Origin of the sequence: Photobacterium ganghwense (genome assembly GCF_003025595.1) — a bacterium.
GTDB classification, from domain to species: domain Bacteria; phylum Pseudomonadota; class Gammaproteobacteria; order Enterobacterales; family Vibrionaceae; genus Photobacterium; species Photobacterium ganghwense.
In genome coordinates, this window is record NZ_PYMI01000004.1 from 449671 (window position 1) to 463178 (window position 13508).

Here is a 13508-nt window from a genome sequence, read left to right on the forward strand (position 1 = left end):
TTCTGTGAATTAACTTTCGTGAAGAGGGAATCGATGCGCTTAGATGAGTTTACTGAACAGAATTTTGACCAACTCATTCAATGGATCAATTCAGAAGAATTAAATTATTTATGGGGCGGTCCAAACTATACATTCCCGCTGACCCATCAAAAGATCCGCCAGCATTGTAGCAAACAAGATGTTTTTCCTTTTCTGTGTACGTTCAAAGGGCAAAACGTTGGCTTTGTGGAATTAATCAAAAAGACTGATCACCATTTTCGTATCTGCCGGGTATTCATCGCTCATCAATACCGTGGGCAAGGATTGTCGGCAAAAATGCTTAACCAGCTCATAGCAAAGGCCAGAACAGAATTCAAAGCAACGCACCTGAGTCTGGCTGTCTTTGAACATAATATAGCCGCCAAACATTGTTATGAATCCTTGGGATTCAAAACCGTATCCATTGAAATAGGAACCCGATCATTTCGAGGTAAAAATTGGGATCTTGTCTTGATGGATAAGGCGCTGACGCAGAAAACATCTAAAGAAAATGCCTTAAAAGAAGCATGACGTCAGAGTTGATTATAATAACGGATTTTAAAAGCGGGTAAGTTATGAGTGAGCGGCATCACCCCGAAAATAACGCAGGGTTCAATATAAACGTTGTCATACAACTGACATCCCTTCGTTACATTAAGCAGGTATAAATAAGTCCCAATTTACGAATGAATAAAACGCTCTGGACTAGTCCACACACGCTTTTCTGCAGACACATTCGATTCCACGGTCTTTACAGCCGCACCACGGCTTCCTTTATGCGATGACCTTCCTGACTAAAGACAAAACCTTACCCTGAGCCACGCACGGAGACATGATGAAAAAAAACGGCACGTCACAACTGGCCACGATTCGGGATACCTTAACGCAGCAAATCGACAGTGGTTTCTTCGCGGCAAGTGCTAAGCTGCCTTCGGAACGAGAGCTCAGCGATATATTCGAAACCAGCCGTATCACCGTCAAAGATGCACTGATGGCGCTTGAAGCCGAGGGTCGCATTTACCGGGAGGAACGACGCGGCTGGTTTGTGGCATCGTCAGAACGTCTTCGCTATAACCCGCTTAGCCGTTCTCACTTTCATAAGATGGTAACGGAACAAAACCGGGATGCCCGAACCGAGTTGCTTTCTGTCAGTTCATCCCCTGCTAACCAAGAGCTGATGACCGCGATGGAACTGCACGGGCTGACAAAAATTCACCATGTCCACCGGCTCCGTTTCCTCGACAATAGGCCGGTGCTGTATGTTGAAAACTGCCTGATTGCCAGCCACTTTCCCGATGTTCTGAATGAAGACCTGACCCGCTCACTGACTGAACTCTATCGGGAGCGATATGGCTATACGACCTGCCGTTCGCGATTTGACGTCTTCCCCACGGCCGCCAAAGGTATTGTTGCCAAAAAGCTGAACCTGGCCGAAGGGCAAATGGTACTGAAGATACGCCGTATCAACTACAACCAGCATGGCACAATCATTGACTGTGAATATGAGCATTGGCGCCATGACGCGGTCGCGATTTATATAGATAGCGAGTTGTACAGATAACAAATCACAAATGAAAACGCCCGGCTGATACCGGGCGTTGTTCATGCTGACGTTGTCTGTAGAGGCTGTCTGAAAAGACTGTTTCTAAAGAGCGATTTAAATAAGCTGTCTTTAAGAGATACCTTAAAAGAACGAGCTAAAAAATTATCTTGGGCGGTTTACGTACTCGTAATTATCGCCACGTTTTTTGTAATAATGATTATCAATAATTGCGTAAGTGGCTCCGGCTATAATTGCAAATGTCGCAATTTCCGGTAAACGACTACGGTGATAGTGATAATGTCGTGGACGCTCTTTTACCACAATAACATCACGATGACGGTAGTGATCATGGTGACTATGATGGTAATTATGGTGGTGTTTTTTATGGTGCTTGTGGTGATGATTTCCTTTCGCCATCGCCTCACCAGGAACCGCCAAACCGAATGTCAGAATCATTGTGGCCAGCATACCGCCTTTCAGCACTGAGCGACCTGCAGAGCTGGATTTGCTCGGGTCATGCTGGCTCCGGTTGATAGTAAACCAAGGTTTCATACGACTACTCCTAACGTTATAACGATAGGATAGCGGCCCTAGTGAAAAACAATGTTTGCCCAATGTAAAACTACGTCAGGATTCTGCAAAATTTCCCTTAATTCGGGGCGAACTTGGCGAAAACTTCGGCTTCCGTCATGACCTCAGTTTCATTGCTAAATGTGTAATATTGCGGTTTTTTGTCGATGAAGATCTGATGATCCATGACAAGTTCCGGCTCTTGGTCTAATAACCCGGCAGACAAAATATGCTGACCATTTGCCTTCAATTTGTAAAAAAGGTGGGTACCACACTCCTTACAAAAAGCACGTTCTGCCCACTCTGACGAGGAATAACGGGTGATATACTCTTCTCCGGTGAAAGAAACATTCTGCCCGCCATCAACCGCCAGTAACGGACCACCGCCCCACTTACGGCACATACCACAATGGCAAGCACCAACATGCAGTGTACCACTGCGCGTTGCAACCCCGACTTTTCCACACAAACAGTGGCCGCTCAGGTGTGTTTTTCCTTCCATTATCCTTTCTCCATCTGGTTCAACGGAGTTGGCTAGCTCCGAGAAAAAACGGGTGAATAGACAGTTAGCCTTGTCTTCCTATTCAGACATTTTAGCAGCATTTACTAATCAACTCGTGCCCACAAACCCTGTTTTGCAAATCCAGTTTTACAACAATGGCTAACATGTGTTGCCAGTATTCTGTTGCTCGCCAATATGAGTACGACTGTCTATTTACTCATACGTTCCCAGTTTTTGACTTGCCGCTACTTCCTTCCCGCGGATTAAAATCTGGTGCTTCTGCTACCCGACTCACTCTGCCTATCATTCGGTACAACATTACACAAAAAAGCCGGAAGAACACTTCCGGCTTTTTTCAAAATTTACAGACAGCTGAGGTACATTATCATAATTGACATTGCGTCGGAGATGACAGGTCACGCGGCCAGCGTGTTGTTCCGTCGGTAATGTTCAGCGGCAAAAACTCCAGGTCTGCGCTCATCCCTGCCGATGGCAGATCGGTTTCCAGCACGTACATTCCCGGTGTGACCGCTCCAGATTTCGCATTCAACGCAACCTGTGAGGCCGCCAGACTGCTGTAGCGCAAGCCGAACATGTCAAAATATGGCCGCCAATCCTGATCGGTCAGTTGACTCAGGGCCACCAGCATGAAGTCATTACCCGGTATCTCCTGCACCGTCTTATTACCGTAGGTCAGATGCCCCGAATACGGGAACAGACTGAATCCGAGGCGTTCACGGTTGGCCAGCCAGTCATTTTCGTTACCGGCAAACTGACCAAAAATACGGCTGTGCTGGTAGAGCAAAGTAAAGACATGGAAGCCGTTATCCAGACGGGCACCGCCTGTCAGCAATTGCTTATCAAGCCGCAGTGCCATCTGAATGTAGAAAGCCATCCGGTAGCCATTGTGAACGGCATAATCATTGCTTTGCCAAGGTACAGTGAACCGATCCGCTCCACTGTCCATGACTTGACAACGGCTATCCACAACCACTCGCTCACCCTGGGTATTCGTGACACCAGCAGCATCAGACATGAACACATAAAACAGGTCTTTATGATTCATGTGGCCATCAGTGATTGTCGTACTTTGCCCATCACGCTCGTAATGCGTTTTCCACTTCACGAAATAAGGAAAAATGTTGTTGGAGTTTTCACCGGCACGGGAACCATACTCCGACCAGGTATCACGATTTCCCTCAGTCACATAGTGCACATTGAGACGCTTGGTTTGCAGATTATGGCCGAGTTCATGGTTGTCACCCCAGCCGGTCGGATCAATCTCCCAAGCAGCATCCCACGGGTTGCCGCTACACCCACTGCCACAGTGCGCGTTCTGATCGTAGTTGGCATGCTGAATAATGGTGCGAGTATGCATTTTGGTGTCATAGCAATCATCGCGGCCAAACAGGGCTTCACAGTTCATACGTACGTCAACAGGTAACGACTGCTCCAATGTTTTCCCCTGTACCTTGTACCCTGCCAGTGTATAAACGGCATTGAGGTGATCTTCTTCAATCGCTTTGAGTAAGTCATCAACGGTTGGCATCTGGCCGCCCAAGGCATCAAGAAAACGATCTCGACGTAAATGCTGCTCTGCACCATCGGTACGCAGATCAACGTGCGGCAGTTCAGTCGTGTTCAGCGTGTCATTGAAGCGGGCAATTTCGTGCGGATCACTGAAATCCATGATCGTCGGATGCTTTGCGACACCTTGCGCTGCAATTGTGACACTGACCGGAGAAGCCGAGCCTTCCAGATACAGGTAGACCGGACCACCGTAAGGTGTAGAAAAGGTGACAGTTTCACCAGAAGCAATGGACAAACGCTGCTGTGCCAGTTCTAGCGGACCACGGTACACTTTCTGCTGGTAAGCACGGTTTGTATTGCTGCGGTGATAATTCAGCTTAATGCTGGCAGTAGCAGAAGAATTGTCCTGACGGGTCAGAGTAATTGTCTGCCCCGGCAGCGCGTACCAGCCTGTGGTTGTCCACTGTTTCGTATAAGGTACCGAAAAAGTTTGTTGGGTATTCACGACTGCAGGGTAGCGGTAATGAGCATTTGCACCTTTTACAACCTGACTTTTATCGGTGACAAACTCTCCCAGATCCGGTTGCGCCAGGTTATGAGCCCGTTTGTAGCTGACCACCCAGTCAGCGAACATTGCCTGTTGCCAGGCTCCCTGCTCTGACTGGTCAATCGGGTAATCAATCGATGCACGGTACTTATCGGCCAACAACAGCCCGGCACTGATCAACCGAAACTCGTCTTTGGTAAATGCATCCAAGCCATAGCTGTCCATGGCAGAGACAGACTGACGGTACCAGTCTGCTGCAGTTTTAAATGCCTGATTGAAGGCCACGTCATCACAATACAGGAAGTTTTTGTTACAGCTATCCAGTACCGAGATATCAAACGCGCCCTGCTCCAGTCGCGGTAACAGTTCAGAGACTGCGCGAAGAGTTGCCGGCAGTGATTTTTGCTCTTCAACTGACGCGTTGGCAGCATGGTGCTCGCTCCAGTAATTCCCTTCCCCGGCAAGGCCCATGTAGCTGTATAGCGGCGAAGCCATCGGGCTAGCAAAGCGTTCATGGTTCACCACGATAATCGGGATCTGCCGCTGCTTGGCCTTTTCTATCGCCGCAGCCACGCCTGCGTAACCCCTGCCGTCCCGATCAATATCGCTGAAAATGATCATATCCGGTTGCTGGGTATCAATGCAGGCTGACAGCGCTTCATATTCGCAGCTGTTAGACGTATTTATCGTGTGGTTATTCGGGTAAAACTCATTCAGCCATTTACGGATGTTCTCATTGTGCGGAAAGTACCAGCTGTCAGCACGGCTCGAAACGTGGCTGGTTATCACTTTCAACGGTTCGGTAGTCATTTCATTGCGATGAGTCAGCCAAACGACCAAATTATTCAGTAACGTATCGGTTTGCGCATTCCGGTCGACCGAAAACATGTTGCCAGCCATTGCCATATAGCGATGACCATTTTGCTCACCCGCATAAATCAGCCCTTTCGCTGAGGGCTTACCGGCTTCATTCTGCGTTGATCGCAATACTTCGACGTTAGACTCCGGCAGGAAAGAAGTGAAAGTAATACTGTCATGGGTCGGATGCCAGGAGATGGTGTCGCCGACACCTTGGTAAAACTGTGGAATCAGTGACGCCTGACGAGCCGTCGCAAGCTTTAGCTGGTCAAGGCTGTATTCAATCAATGCATCTGCCGATGCCAGCGTATGATCTTCCTGGGAAATCGCCTGTTCAACCAGCGATGTCAGTGAAGGGGTGATTTCACAATCACCGGCAATTGCACCGGTCACATACTGCTGGCTATCCGGTTGCCACTGACCGTTGCAGCCTGCAATACCATTCAGTTTGTAGCCTTCATCAACAGCAACATCAAACGTGTAGCGTTCTCCCGCTTTCGCCTTTACTGATTCCGGCGTGATAGTGACCTTATCAGACACCTTTACCGAGATCAGATAAGAGGGCTCTGGAGTGGTATCCGGATCAGGTGTAGTCTCAGGTTCTGATGGCGTTTCCGGCTGATTATCGCCCTGATTTTCTGACTCGTTACCGTTCTGAACAATTCCACCCGTTTCTTTATCCGTTGTCACCGGCTCGTCTCCACCCCCGCCACCACATGCGGCCAGAGGAGTCAGCGCCCCGAGAAGTAACAACTGCTTTATTGCCAACCTCAGTTGCATATTTGCTCCTGTATTTATTGTTATTTACTGTTTGATTAATATCGCTGCTAATAGTGATGATTAGCCGTAATAAGTCAAAAAATTCAGGAGATTACTGGCTTAAGATAACAATTTTATGCTTTAACTAGACTGCCATTTAATTTGTCAGGCCCTCATGCCGCGTCTTGCCCTTTCATTCCTTGAAAGGCAATGGTAGATTATCCGCAATGATATGAAACTTATTTCAATTTTATTATCTGATTGGGAATCGGTTCAGGAGAGCAATATGCTAAAACCAATACGGTTAATAAAGCGGTCGAAACTTGCAACTGCTGCCTTGCTGGCCAATGGGATACTGGCATCAGGTACCATCATAACGTCGGTTGCCATAATGGCTTCAAGCGCAGTGCAGGCCAATGAAATTACCCAAACACAGCAACTTTTTGAACGTCAGATTCAAGCTCTTATGACCAGTGACTACCAGCAATTTACTGACCAGACCACGCCTGAATTTAAAAAAGCGTTGGCAGAGTCCCGCTTCAACATGCTGACTAAAATCTACGGAAAAAAACTGACCGGCGGTTATCAGGTGGAATACCAAGGTGTGACTGAACAAAAAGGTTACGACGTATATTCCTGGAAAGTTTCTTATTTTCAAGGTGGTGCGAGCAATCAGTACCGCATGGTATTGGAAGGAGAAACACTGGCCGGATTCTGGATTCAGTAGCAGCCTGGTGAACCGGGTTGATTCCAGCCGGTTGCACAATCAGGCTGGGGCACGCCGAATCTGAATTAACATTATTCAGCTCATACCCATGAGCTGTATCGGTTTTACTTCTCTGTTTTATCTCTTACTCCCCATGCAATTCCCCGATGTTTATCTTCGTCTTCCGTGTTAAACCATTAAGAAATGATTTTGCTAACCTGCTGTTATATGGTTAATTACGCAAATATATGGTTAATTACAAAAAGTCCGGTTTGATAACAACCTGAAGCCACAAACAATAATCCATCAAATATACCAAGCCATGTTGACCGTCAGTCATTGCGCCGCCACACTGCAAGGGAAGAACTATGAAAGACTTTATCATTGCGAGCTGGGACTTTACCCAATCGACACCCTCCCCGAATCAGGATGATTCCCCACAGCTCAAGCCCGGTATCTGGTTTCACTGTCAGCGTGACCACCCCGATTTGCCCGCCTGGCTGACCAGCTTACAAATTCCCGTGCCTCTTGTGCATACTTTGCTGGCCAATGACACCCGCCCTCGTTTTGAGAAAATCGACGAGGACGTCTTCTTAATCATCGTACGTGGTATCAATTTAAATCAGGATGCCAAACCCGACGATATGCTGAGCCTGCGCTTTTTATGGTACAAAGGCATGCTGATCAGCACCCGAAAAGTCTCATCCCGTGCAGTTTCTATGGTATTGGATCTGCTGAAAGCCGGCAGCGGACCGAAGACCTTACCGGCCATTCTGAGCACCTTGCTGCTGGAAGTGCACCAGCTGATTGCCAACTTTCTGGATCCGATTGAAGACACAATTGATGAACTGGATGTTCTGAACATCGGCAATGCGAAAAAGGAAGCCGAAAACCTGAACCACAATTTACACCGTTTGCAACGGATCCGACGCTACCTGAAACCTCAGCAGTACGCGCTGCAGGATCTGCTCAATGCCAAGCTACCCTGCTTGCATGAACAGCGGTTGATCATGAAAAACTGCAACGACGTGGCTCAGCGTACCCTGGAATCGGTGGAGTTTTACATTGAGCAAATCAACGGATTCTTTATCGCCCTGTCACAGCACCAATCAGAGCGCATGAACAAAAACACCTACCTGTTTTCAGTCGTCGCCGGGATTTTCCTACCTGCGGGTTTCCTGACCGGATTACTGGGGGTCAACATTGCCGGTATGCCTGGCACTGAAAATCCTTATGCCTTCCTGTGGTTCACATTAGGTCTTATGGGCACTATTGCGCTTGAGGTACTCGTGCTGCGAATGCTGAAATTTATCTGAAACCGTCTGTTTCAGATTGTGATAGTCCGCCTGTGATAAACCGTAGTACAGGCGGTCATCAAACCCGTTTTCCAGCTTGTAATACGCCGGAGAACAGCCTTCCTTAAGATACCCGCATTTTTCCAGAGTTTTATAGGAGCCGACATTTCGGCTGTAACAATCAGCTGCCAGCTTGTGTGCACCGAGTGCTTCAAAGCCCAGCGTAGTTAGAAAATGACACAGCGCGGTCGCAATCCCTTTCCCCCAGGCGTATTCCGGCAGTTGATAACCAACGTCATAATTGCCCTCCAGCATCAGGACTTGTGCCAGACCGCCCATACCCATGAACCGCCCTTGCTGATCGCGCACAATCACTGTCGGGCTTTCCGGCCAGGTTGCCGTTGCAATGGATTCCTCGGTATCCGTAATCATCGATTCAAAATAAGCCCGGTAGACTTCTTCTGGTGCCGGTGCGAAAAACAGATACTCCGCAACGTTCGGGTTATCCAACATCGCAATCAGGTCATTCACGTCATCACTACGGATAAGACGGGCTGTATATTCAGTACCGAGGGGAATTGTTCTTCCCTGTTTGAGCAAAGTAAAGGGGCTCATAGTCTACACTTCCATCCTGACCCGCCTTCAGTAAAAACGGGCTATTTCCATCCAATTAACCACTGGCTGCTGTCTTTCAGTTCCCGCCAGTTGATTTCACACATACGGTGGTTCATCACAGCCTGAATTACACAGCGCGTCACCTTTTGGTGCTCATCAAATTCCACGTCAATCACCATGAAGTGGCGCTCTTTGTCACTGACTTCCACCTTGGTCCATTTGCTGCCGTACAAGGCTTTAGGGTGAATACGGTTCATCGCTGTTTCCTCTCATCACTGACATCGCCATACACATCAATACAAAAACGACAATGCCGAGCCATTACAATCCACCTCAATTGCTAGGTGTTTTTTAAATCTCTGTTGCAATCGCTCATCCTATTCTTATACGCATATTTTTCAGAGCAATGTCATGAACAAAACCGTTATCGCACTTTCTCTTGCTATTTCACTTACAGCCTGCGGCGGCGGGGGCTCCGGTCAGCCGTCTGAGCCGGGAAAAATCACACCCCCGCCTCCAGTCAAACCGGAAGCCACCATCGATGTCGCCTTTAAGGGCGCCGCCTTCGACGCGGCGACACTGGCTTCTTTACAGTACCGGGTGAGCGAGTACAGTTCGGCGTTTCCACCGCAGTCCACTGACACTACAAAGCCAGATAATACCATATTTTTCAAAGAGGTATATCGCAAGCTAGCGGCTGATGAGGTAGCAGGCATTGGCGTGTTAAACGAGCTGGAAAACCAGGGGCTCGGGACCGATTTGTTTGAAGTGACCAGCATCGATTACAACAACGCCGAACTGACACAAGAAAAGGAACGTGACACTCATTTTGGGGCCCGAATTGAAAATGGTCGCTTCCTGACATTCCTGGACAATACCTCTTTATTCCGCCAGCCTTGGGCCCTGCCGGAGTTTCCTGCCACCAGCGAAGCCGCAAAACAACTGGCTGAAAGTGGTCGCGAAGTGTTCCACATGGATCTCAGCGCAATGACCCGAGCAGAAGTTATTGATTTTATGGAAGATAAAGAGATTGATAACAGTGAAACCGCCGCTATTAATACTTGTTCAACGCTCGATGTGACCCGCACTCTGCAAGTTGAGAACAACAGCACAGAGGTCGTGATGGTGAATGGTAAAGGCATCGAGACGATGAAAATGCATGTTATCGACCGGATTGAAGGCAAATGTCGACTTTTTGATGGCGATGAGATCGAATTTGGTCAGTTTGCCAATGACAATCTCGAAGGCATGGCCATCTGGGTCCACCCAGCCATCGGAATTGTTAAAGCCGTAGAAACTAACGCCAGCCGTCAGCAATCGGCAGTACTGGAACTCACTGGTTATACTCTTAACAACGCATTCTAAGATTCTGATTTCAATATTGTTTGAATTCTATCTTCGCATAACCTGAAGGGCCTCCGGGCCCTTTTTCGTGCGTCATAATAACTTGTTCCGTTCACACTTCACTCTTAAGCACATCATCTCTGAGCGTCTTCTCAGTGCTTCTCCTGTGCTCCATTTCGGGTTCCCTCTCAGTGTTTACGGCGCAATTTGTACAGTACCATCAGTAATACCGAGGCAACGGCAACCGTGGCAACCACAAAGATATACAGCAACATCTCTCCGTACTGACTGTTATGAAACAGAAGGTAACCGCTATAAAACAACACAAAATACAGTGAAATCACAATGAACAGCTTGTACAGATGACTATCGTTCAGATTTCTTAACATGGCCGCATTCCCCCATACCGGATAATCCTTAGCGGGCTATTTTGAGTATGTGCGGCCTTGGTGTGACCTGCCATGATGCTGTAACAATTTATGTCTGGACATACATTTTCCGGACAATGACCAAGCACCCACCACATGCTGAGCTAAGCCCATAACCTGATATCCCCGTATTGCAATACGACCATAGTCACAGACTGATCCCAGTCTATTTATTCAACTATCGGCTGTTAGATTTCTCACAGTTTCCTCATCGTTTTCCACGCTTTACCGCCTGACTCATCACAATAAAAAAACTCACGGAAAAGACCTTCAGTAAAGTCTAAGCAGCAGAATATATTAAGGATTTTAGAGAGTTTCAGGGAGACCGCAACATGTCGACCACAGCGTTACTACTGATCGGAATCGGGCTGGTGATCAGAATCGCCTGAGTTGCTGTCTTTATCACACTATTTTTTATCACCCGACGGCATGATGCCTCACAGGTTTCGGCAGTATCTAAAGCAAATTCATAATGTTATGTCTTACAACTACTGCTGACAAAGAAGGATAACTATGGAACAGATTTACGATTACATCATTATCGGCGGCGGGATCGTCGGTATCTCCACCGCGTGGCAACTGCAGCAACGCTGCCCGGATAAACGTATTCTGGTGGTCGAAAAAGAGGATACTCTCGCCCGCCATCAGACCGGACATAACAGCGGAGTCATCCATGCCGGGGTCTATTATGCGCCCGGCAGCCTGAAAGCCACATTCTGTAAAGAAGGCGAGCAAGCAACCAAAGCTTTTTGCCGACAGCATAACATCCCGGTAGAGGTGTGCGGCAAGTTACTGGTTGCGACCAATACCGACGAGTTGGCAAGGATGGATGCTCTGTACGAACGCTGCCTGGAAAACGGCATTGACGTAGAAAAATTGGATGAGGCGACGCTCAAGTCCCGCGAACCAAACATTACCGGATTAGGCGCAATTTTTGTAGCGGCGACCGGTATTGTCGACTACCGTCTGGTCACTCAAAAAATGGCTGAAGCATTCGTAAGCCTTGGCGGGCGTATCGCCCGGCGGAGTGAAGTGATATCGCTGCACGAATCTCCGGAAACGATTCAGGTTGGCTGTAAAAGCGATGGGCAGCCATTTATGCTACGTACCCGCTTTCTCATCAGCTGTGCCGGATTAATGGCAGATCGAATCACCCGGATGCTGGGGCTGGATACTGATTTTCAGATTATCCCCTATCGCGGTGAGTACTACCGCCTGGCACCACAACACAACAAGATTGTGAACCACCTGATTTACCCTATCCCGGATCCTGAACTGCCGTTTTTAGGCGTCCACTTAACCCGCATGATTGATGGCTCCGTCACTGTCGGGCCGAATGCCGTTCAAGGCTGGAAACGGGAAGGGTATGGGACGTTGAACGTAAGCGCGCGGGATATTACTGACATGGTGCGTTTCAAAGGTTTCTGGAAGGTCACGGCGAAACACCTGAAAACCGGTCTGACAGAAACCAAAAATTCCTGGTGGAAACCGGGTTACCTCAACCTGGTCAATAAATACTGCCCGCAACTGACGACGAAAGATTTACAACCCTATCCGGCGGGTATCCGTGCTCAGGCAGTATTGAGTGACGGTACTCTGGTGCATGATTTTCTGTTCGCCGAGAGCCCTCGTAGCTTGCATGTCTGTAACGCTCCCTCTCCGGCTGCAACGTCAGCCATCCCGATTGGTCGCTATTTGTGCGATAAGATTTTAACTGTGCAGCAGCCCGATACCACGTCTCACACACAGCAGGCAGGTTCAAAACCTGATTCAGACAGTACAACTGATCCGTATGCTAAACACAATCAACACCGCAGTTCCGCCTCTGACCCTGACCAAAGCCAAGAGCAAAGCCAAAAGCAAAACGCTTTGGAATCCCAGGAAGACACTCAGAAAAAGTCGGCGTCAGTCCCTGCGTCATCGTAACCCTTAACGATTATTGACCACGGCTTCTCGGCTCGGCTCGGCTCGGCTCGGCTCGGCTCGGCTCGGCAGATAAATGACACAGCCCACACCGTCACCAACAGAGGCCCAAAGAGATAGCCCGATCGGCTGTCTTTTCAAGGCCAATAACATGACAAAAGCACATTGCGCACAATCGTAGGGATGAGGGCTGAAGAGAAATCAGGCTAGAACGCGGCGTTGGAACGAGCTTATCTGCTGAGAAAAAAATCGAAACATAGTTCTTTGACCCAGAAAGGATTTAACAAAATATCAGCAAGTTTTACAAAAGTGATCGTTGCGCATTTTTTGATCGAAACGTATGATTCGCGTGCTTCAAATATGTTGTTCCTTAATCGATTTATTGCTGCGCCTGTCTGGGAATTGACAGGCGTTTTTTTTATGTGCCGCATCCCAGGATAAACATCATTAAGGAACAAACACGGGTTTTACTCAGTCCCACTGATCCCGCATCATCCAGGCACCGACAAAGAACAGAATTCCACCCGCAGAGACAATCATCTGATACTTGCTTTTCATTTCTGCAACGGTTTGTTCCGGTGAGACCTGCGCCAGCGCATCGGCGCCGCCTTTCATCATCACATCACCGACTTCCACGATCACATGGCTGCTGCCCAGTAATCCGGCAAACGCGACGCCACCACACATCAGTGACACCAATCCCAGCAACAAAGAAATATATCCCCATGTCCGTTTGAAATTCATTTCAGGCTCCTTTTTACATCTTGGAGAAGTCGTGCGTCGAACAGACTAATGGCAGCGAGAAAATATAAAGAAGGCAAGGTGACTTCAGCCATTAATCCGACAGACGCGGCTACCACAACAGCAATT

General features: G+C 48.2%; 12 protein-coding genes and 1 pseudogene. 6 read left to right on the forward strand and 7 right to left on the reverse strand.

Annotated features, from left to right (window positions below):
* Positions 1 to 33: 33 nt before the first annotated feature.
* Positions 34 to 549, forward strand: a complete 516-nt coding sequence (locus C9I92_RS16420) for a GNAT family N-acetyltransferase (RefSeq protein ID WP_047886064.1) — start codon at positions 34 to 36, stop codon at positions 547 to 549.
* Positions 550 to 853: 304 nt separating this feature from the next.
* Positions 854 to 1579, forward strand: a complete 726-nt coding sequence (locus C9I92_RS16425) for a UTRA domain-containing protein (protein ID WP_047886065.1) — start codon at positions 854 to 856, stop codon at positions 1577 to 1579.
* Between the two features lie 144 nt (positions 1580 to 1723).
* Here C9I92_RS16425 and C9I92_RS16430 read toward each other — a convergent pair whose 3' ends face one another.
* From C9I92_RS16430 to C9I92_RS16440, 3 genes are all read right to left on the reverse strand, one after another.
* Complete coding sequence (locus C9I92_RS16430; RefSeq protein WP_053061886.1) at positions 1724 to 2113, reverse strand: hypothetical protein; 390 nt, start codon at positions 2111 to 2113, stop codon at positions 1724 to 1726.
* A gap of 97 nt (positions 2114 to 2210) precedes the next feature.
* Complete coding sequence (locus tag C9I92_RS16435; RefSeq protein WP_047886066.1) at positions 2211 to 2633, reverse strand: GFA family protein; 423 nt, start codon at positions 2631 to 2633, stop codon at positions 2211 to 2213.
* 385 nt (positions 2634 to 3018) lie between these two features.
* Entirely contained in the window at positions 3019 to 6348 is a 3330-nt protein-coding gene (locus C9I92_RS16440; protein WP_047886067.1) for an ImpA family metalloprotease, read from the reverse strand.
* Between the two features lie 211 nt (positions 6349 to 6559).
* Here C9I92_RS16440 and C9I92_RS16445 point away from each other — a divergent pair, with 211 nt between their 5' ends.
* Together C9I92_RS16445 and C9I92_RS16450 are read left to right on the forward strand one after the other, a co-directional pair.
* Complete coding sequence (locus C9I92_RS16445) at positions 6560 to 7054, forward strand: hypothetical protein (RefSeq protein ID WP_146149702.1); 495 nt, start codon at positions 6560 to 6562, stop codon at positions 7052 to 7054.
* 347 nt (positions 7055 to 7401) lie between these two features.
* Complete coding sequence (locus tag C9I92_RS16450) at positions 7402 to 8349, forward strand: CorA family divalent cation transporter (protein WP_047886069.1); 948 nt, start codon at positions 7402 to 7404, stop codon at positions 8347 to 8349.
* Here C9I92_RS16450 and C9I92_RS16455 read toward each other — a convergent pair.
* Together C9I92_RS16455 and C9I92_RS16460 are read right to left on the reverse strand one after the other, a co-directional pair.
* Positions 8287 to 8943 (reverse strand): GNAT family N-acetyltransferase, encoded by a 657-nt coding sequence (locus C9I92_RS16455; protein ID WP_084712618.1) that lies wholly within the window; start codon positions 8941 to 8943, stop codon positions 8287 to 8289. The genes C9I92_RS16450 and C9I92_RS16455 overlap by 63 nt on opposite strands.
* Positions 8944 to 8984: 41 nt before the next feature.
* Entirely contained in the window at positions 8985 to 9200 is a 216-nt protein-coding gene (locus C9I92_RS16460; RefSeq protein ID WP_047886070.1) for a TIGR02450 family Trp-rich protein, read from the reverse strand.
* A gap of 154 nt (positions 9201 to 9354) precedes the next feature.
* Here C9I92_RS16460 and C9I92_RS16465 point away from each other — a divergent pair, with 154 nt between their 5' ends.
* Positions 9355 to 10308, forward strand: a complete 954-nt coding sequence (locus C9I92_RS16465) for a hypothetical protein (protein WP_047886071.1) — start codon at positions 9355 to 9357, stop codon at positions 10306 to 10308.
* A 167-nt stretch (positions 10309 to 10475) separates the two neighbouring features.
* On the opposite strand, the gene C9I92_RS16470 is transcribed toward C9I92_RS16465, so the two are convergent.
* Entirely contained in the window at positions 10476 to 10676 is a 201-nt protein-coding gene (locus C9I92_RS16470) for a hypothetical protein (RefSeq protein WP_047886072.1), read from the reverse strand.
* A 552-nt stretch (positions 10677 to 11228) separates the two neighbouring features.
* On the opposite strand from C9I92_RS16470, the pseudogene lhgO reads away from it, so the two are divergent.
* Positions 11229 to 12425 (forward strand): annotated as a pseudogene (gene lhgO / locus C9I92_RS16475) (L-2-hydroxyglutarate oxidase); the annotation flags it as partial.
* Positions 12426 to 13109: 684 nt separating this feature from the next.
* Here lhgO and C9I92_RS16480 read toward each other — a convergent pair.
* Complete coding sequence (locus C9I92_RS16480; protein WP_047886073.1) at positions 13110 to 13382, reverse strand: hypothetical protein; 273 nt, start codon at positions 13380 to 13382, stop codon at positions 13110 to 13112.
* Positions 13383 to 13508: the final 126 nt, after the last annotated feature.

Coding starts and splice junctions, on each gene's coding strand:
- C9I92_RS16445 (WP_146149702.1), top strand. CDS start 6,560: ATGAAACTTATTTCAATTTTATTATCTGATTGGGAATCGGTTCAGGAG.
- C9I92_RS16455 (WP_084712618.1), bottom strand. CDS start 8,943: ATGAGCCCCTTTACTTTGCTCAAACAGGGAAGAACAATTCCCCTCGGT.
- C9I92_RS16425 (WP_047886065.1), top strand. CDS start 854: ATGAAAAAAAACGGCACGTCACAACTGGCCACGATTCGGGATACCTTA.
- C9I92_RS16480 (WP_047886073.1), bottom strand. CDS start 13,382: ATGAATTTCAAACGGACATGGGGATATATTTCTTTGTTGCTGGGATTG.
- C9I92_RS16440 (WP_047886067.1), bottom strand. CDS start 6,348: ATGCAACTGAGGTTGGCAATAAAGCAGTTGTTACTTCTCGGGGCGCTG.
- C9I92_RS16470 (WP_047886072.1), bottom strand. CDS start 10,676: ATGTTAAGAAATCTGAACGATAGTCATCTGTACAAGCTGTTCATTGTG.
- C9I92_RS16460 (WP_047886070.1), bottom strand. CDS start 9,200: ATGAACCGTATTCACCCTAAAGCCTTGTACGGCAGCAAATGGACCAAG.
- C9I92_RS16435 (WP_047886066.1), bottom strand. CDS start 2,633: ATGGAAGGAAAAACACACCTGAGCGGCCACTGTTTGTGTGGAAAAGTC.
- C9I92_RS16430 (WP_053061886.1), bottom strand. CDS start 2,113: ATGAAACCTTGGTTTACTATCAACCGGAGCCAGCATGACCCGAGCAAA.
- C9I92_RS16450 (WP_047886069.1), top strand. CDS start 7,402: ATGAAAGACTTTATCATTGCGAGCTGGGACTTTACCCAATCGACACCC.
- C9I92_RS16465 (WP_047886071.1), top strand. CDS start 9,355: ATGAACAAAACCGTTATCGCACTTTCTCTTGCTATTTCACTTACAGCC.
- C9I92_RS16420 (WP_047886064.1), top strand. CDS start 34: ATGCGCTTAGATGAGTTTACTGAACAGAATTTTGACCAACTCATTCAA.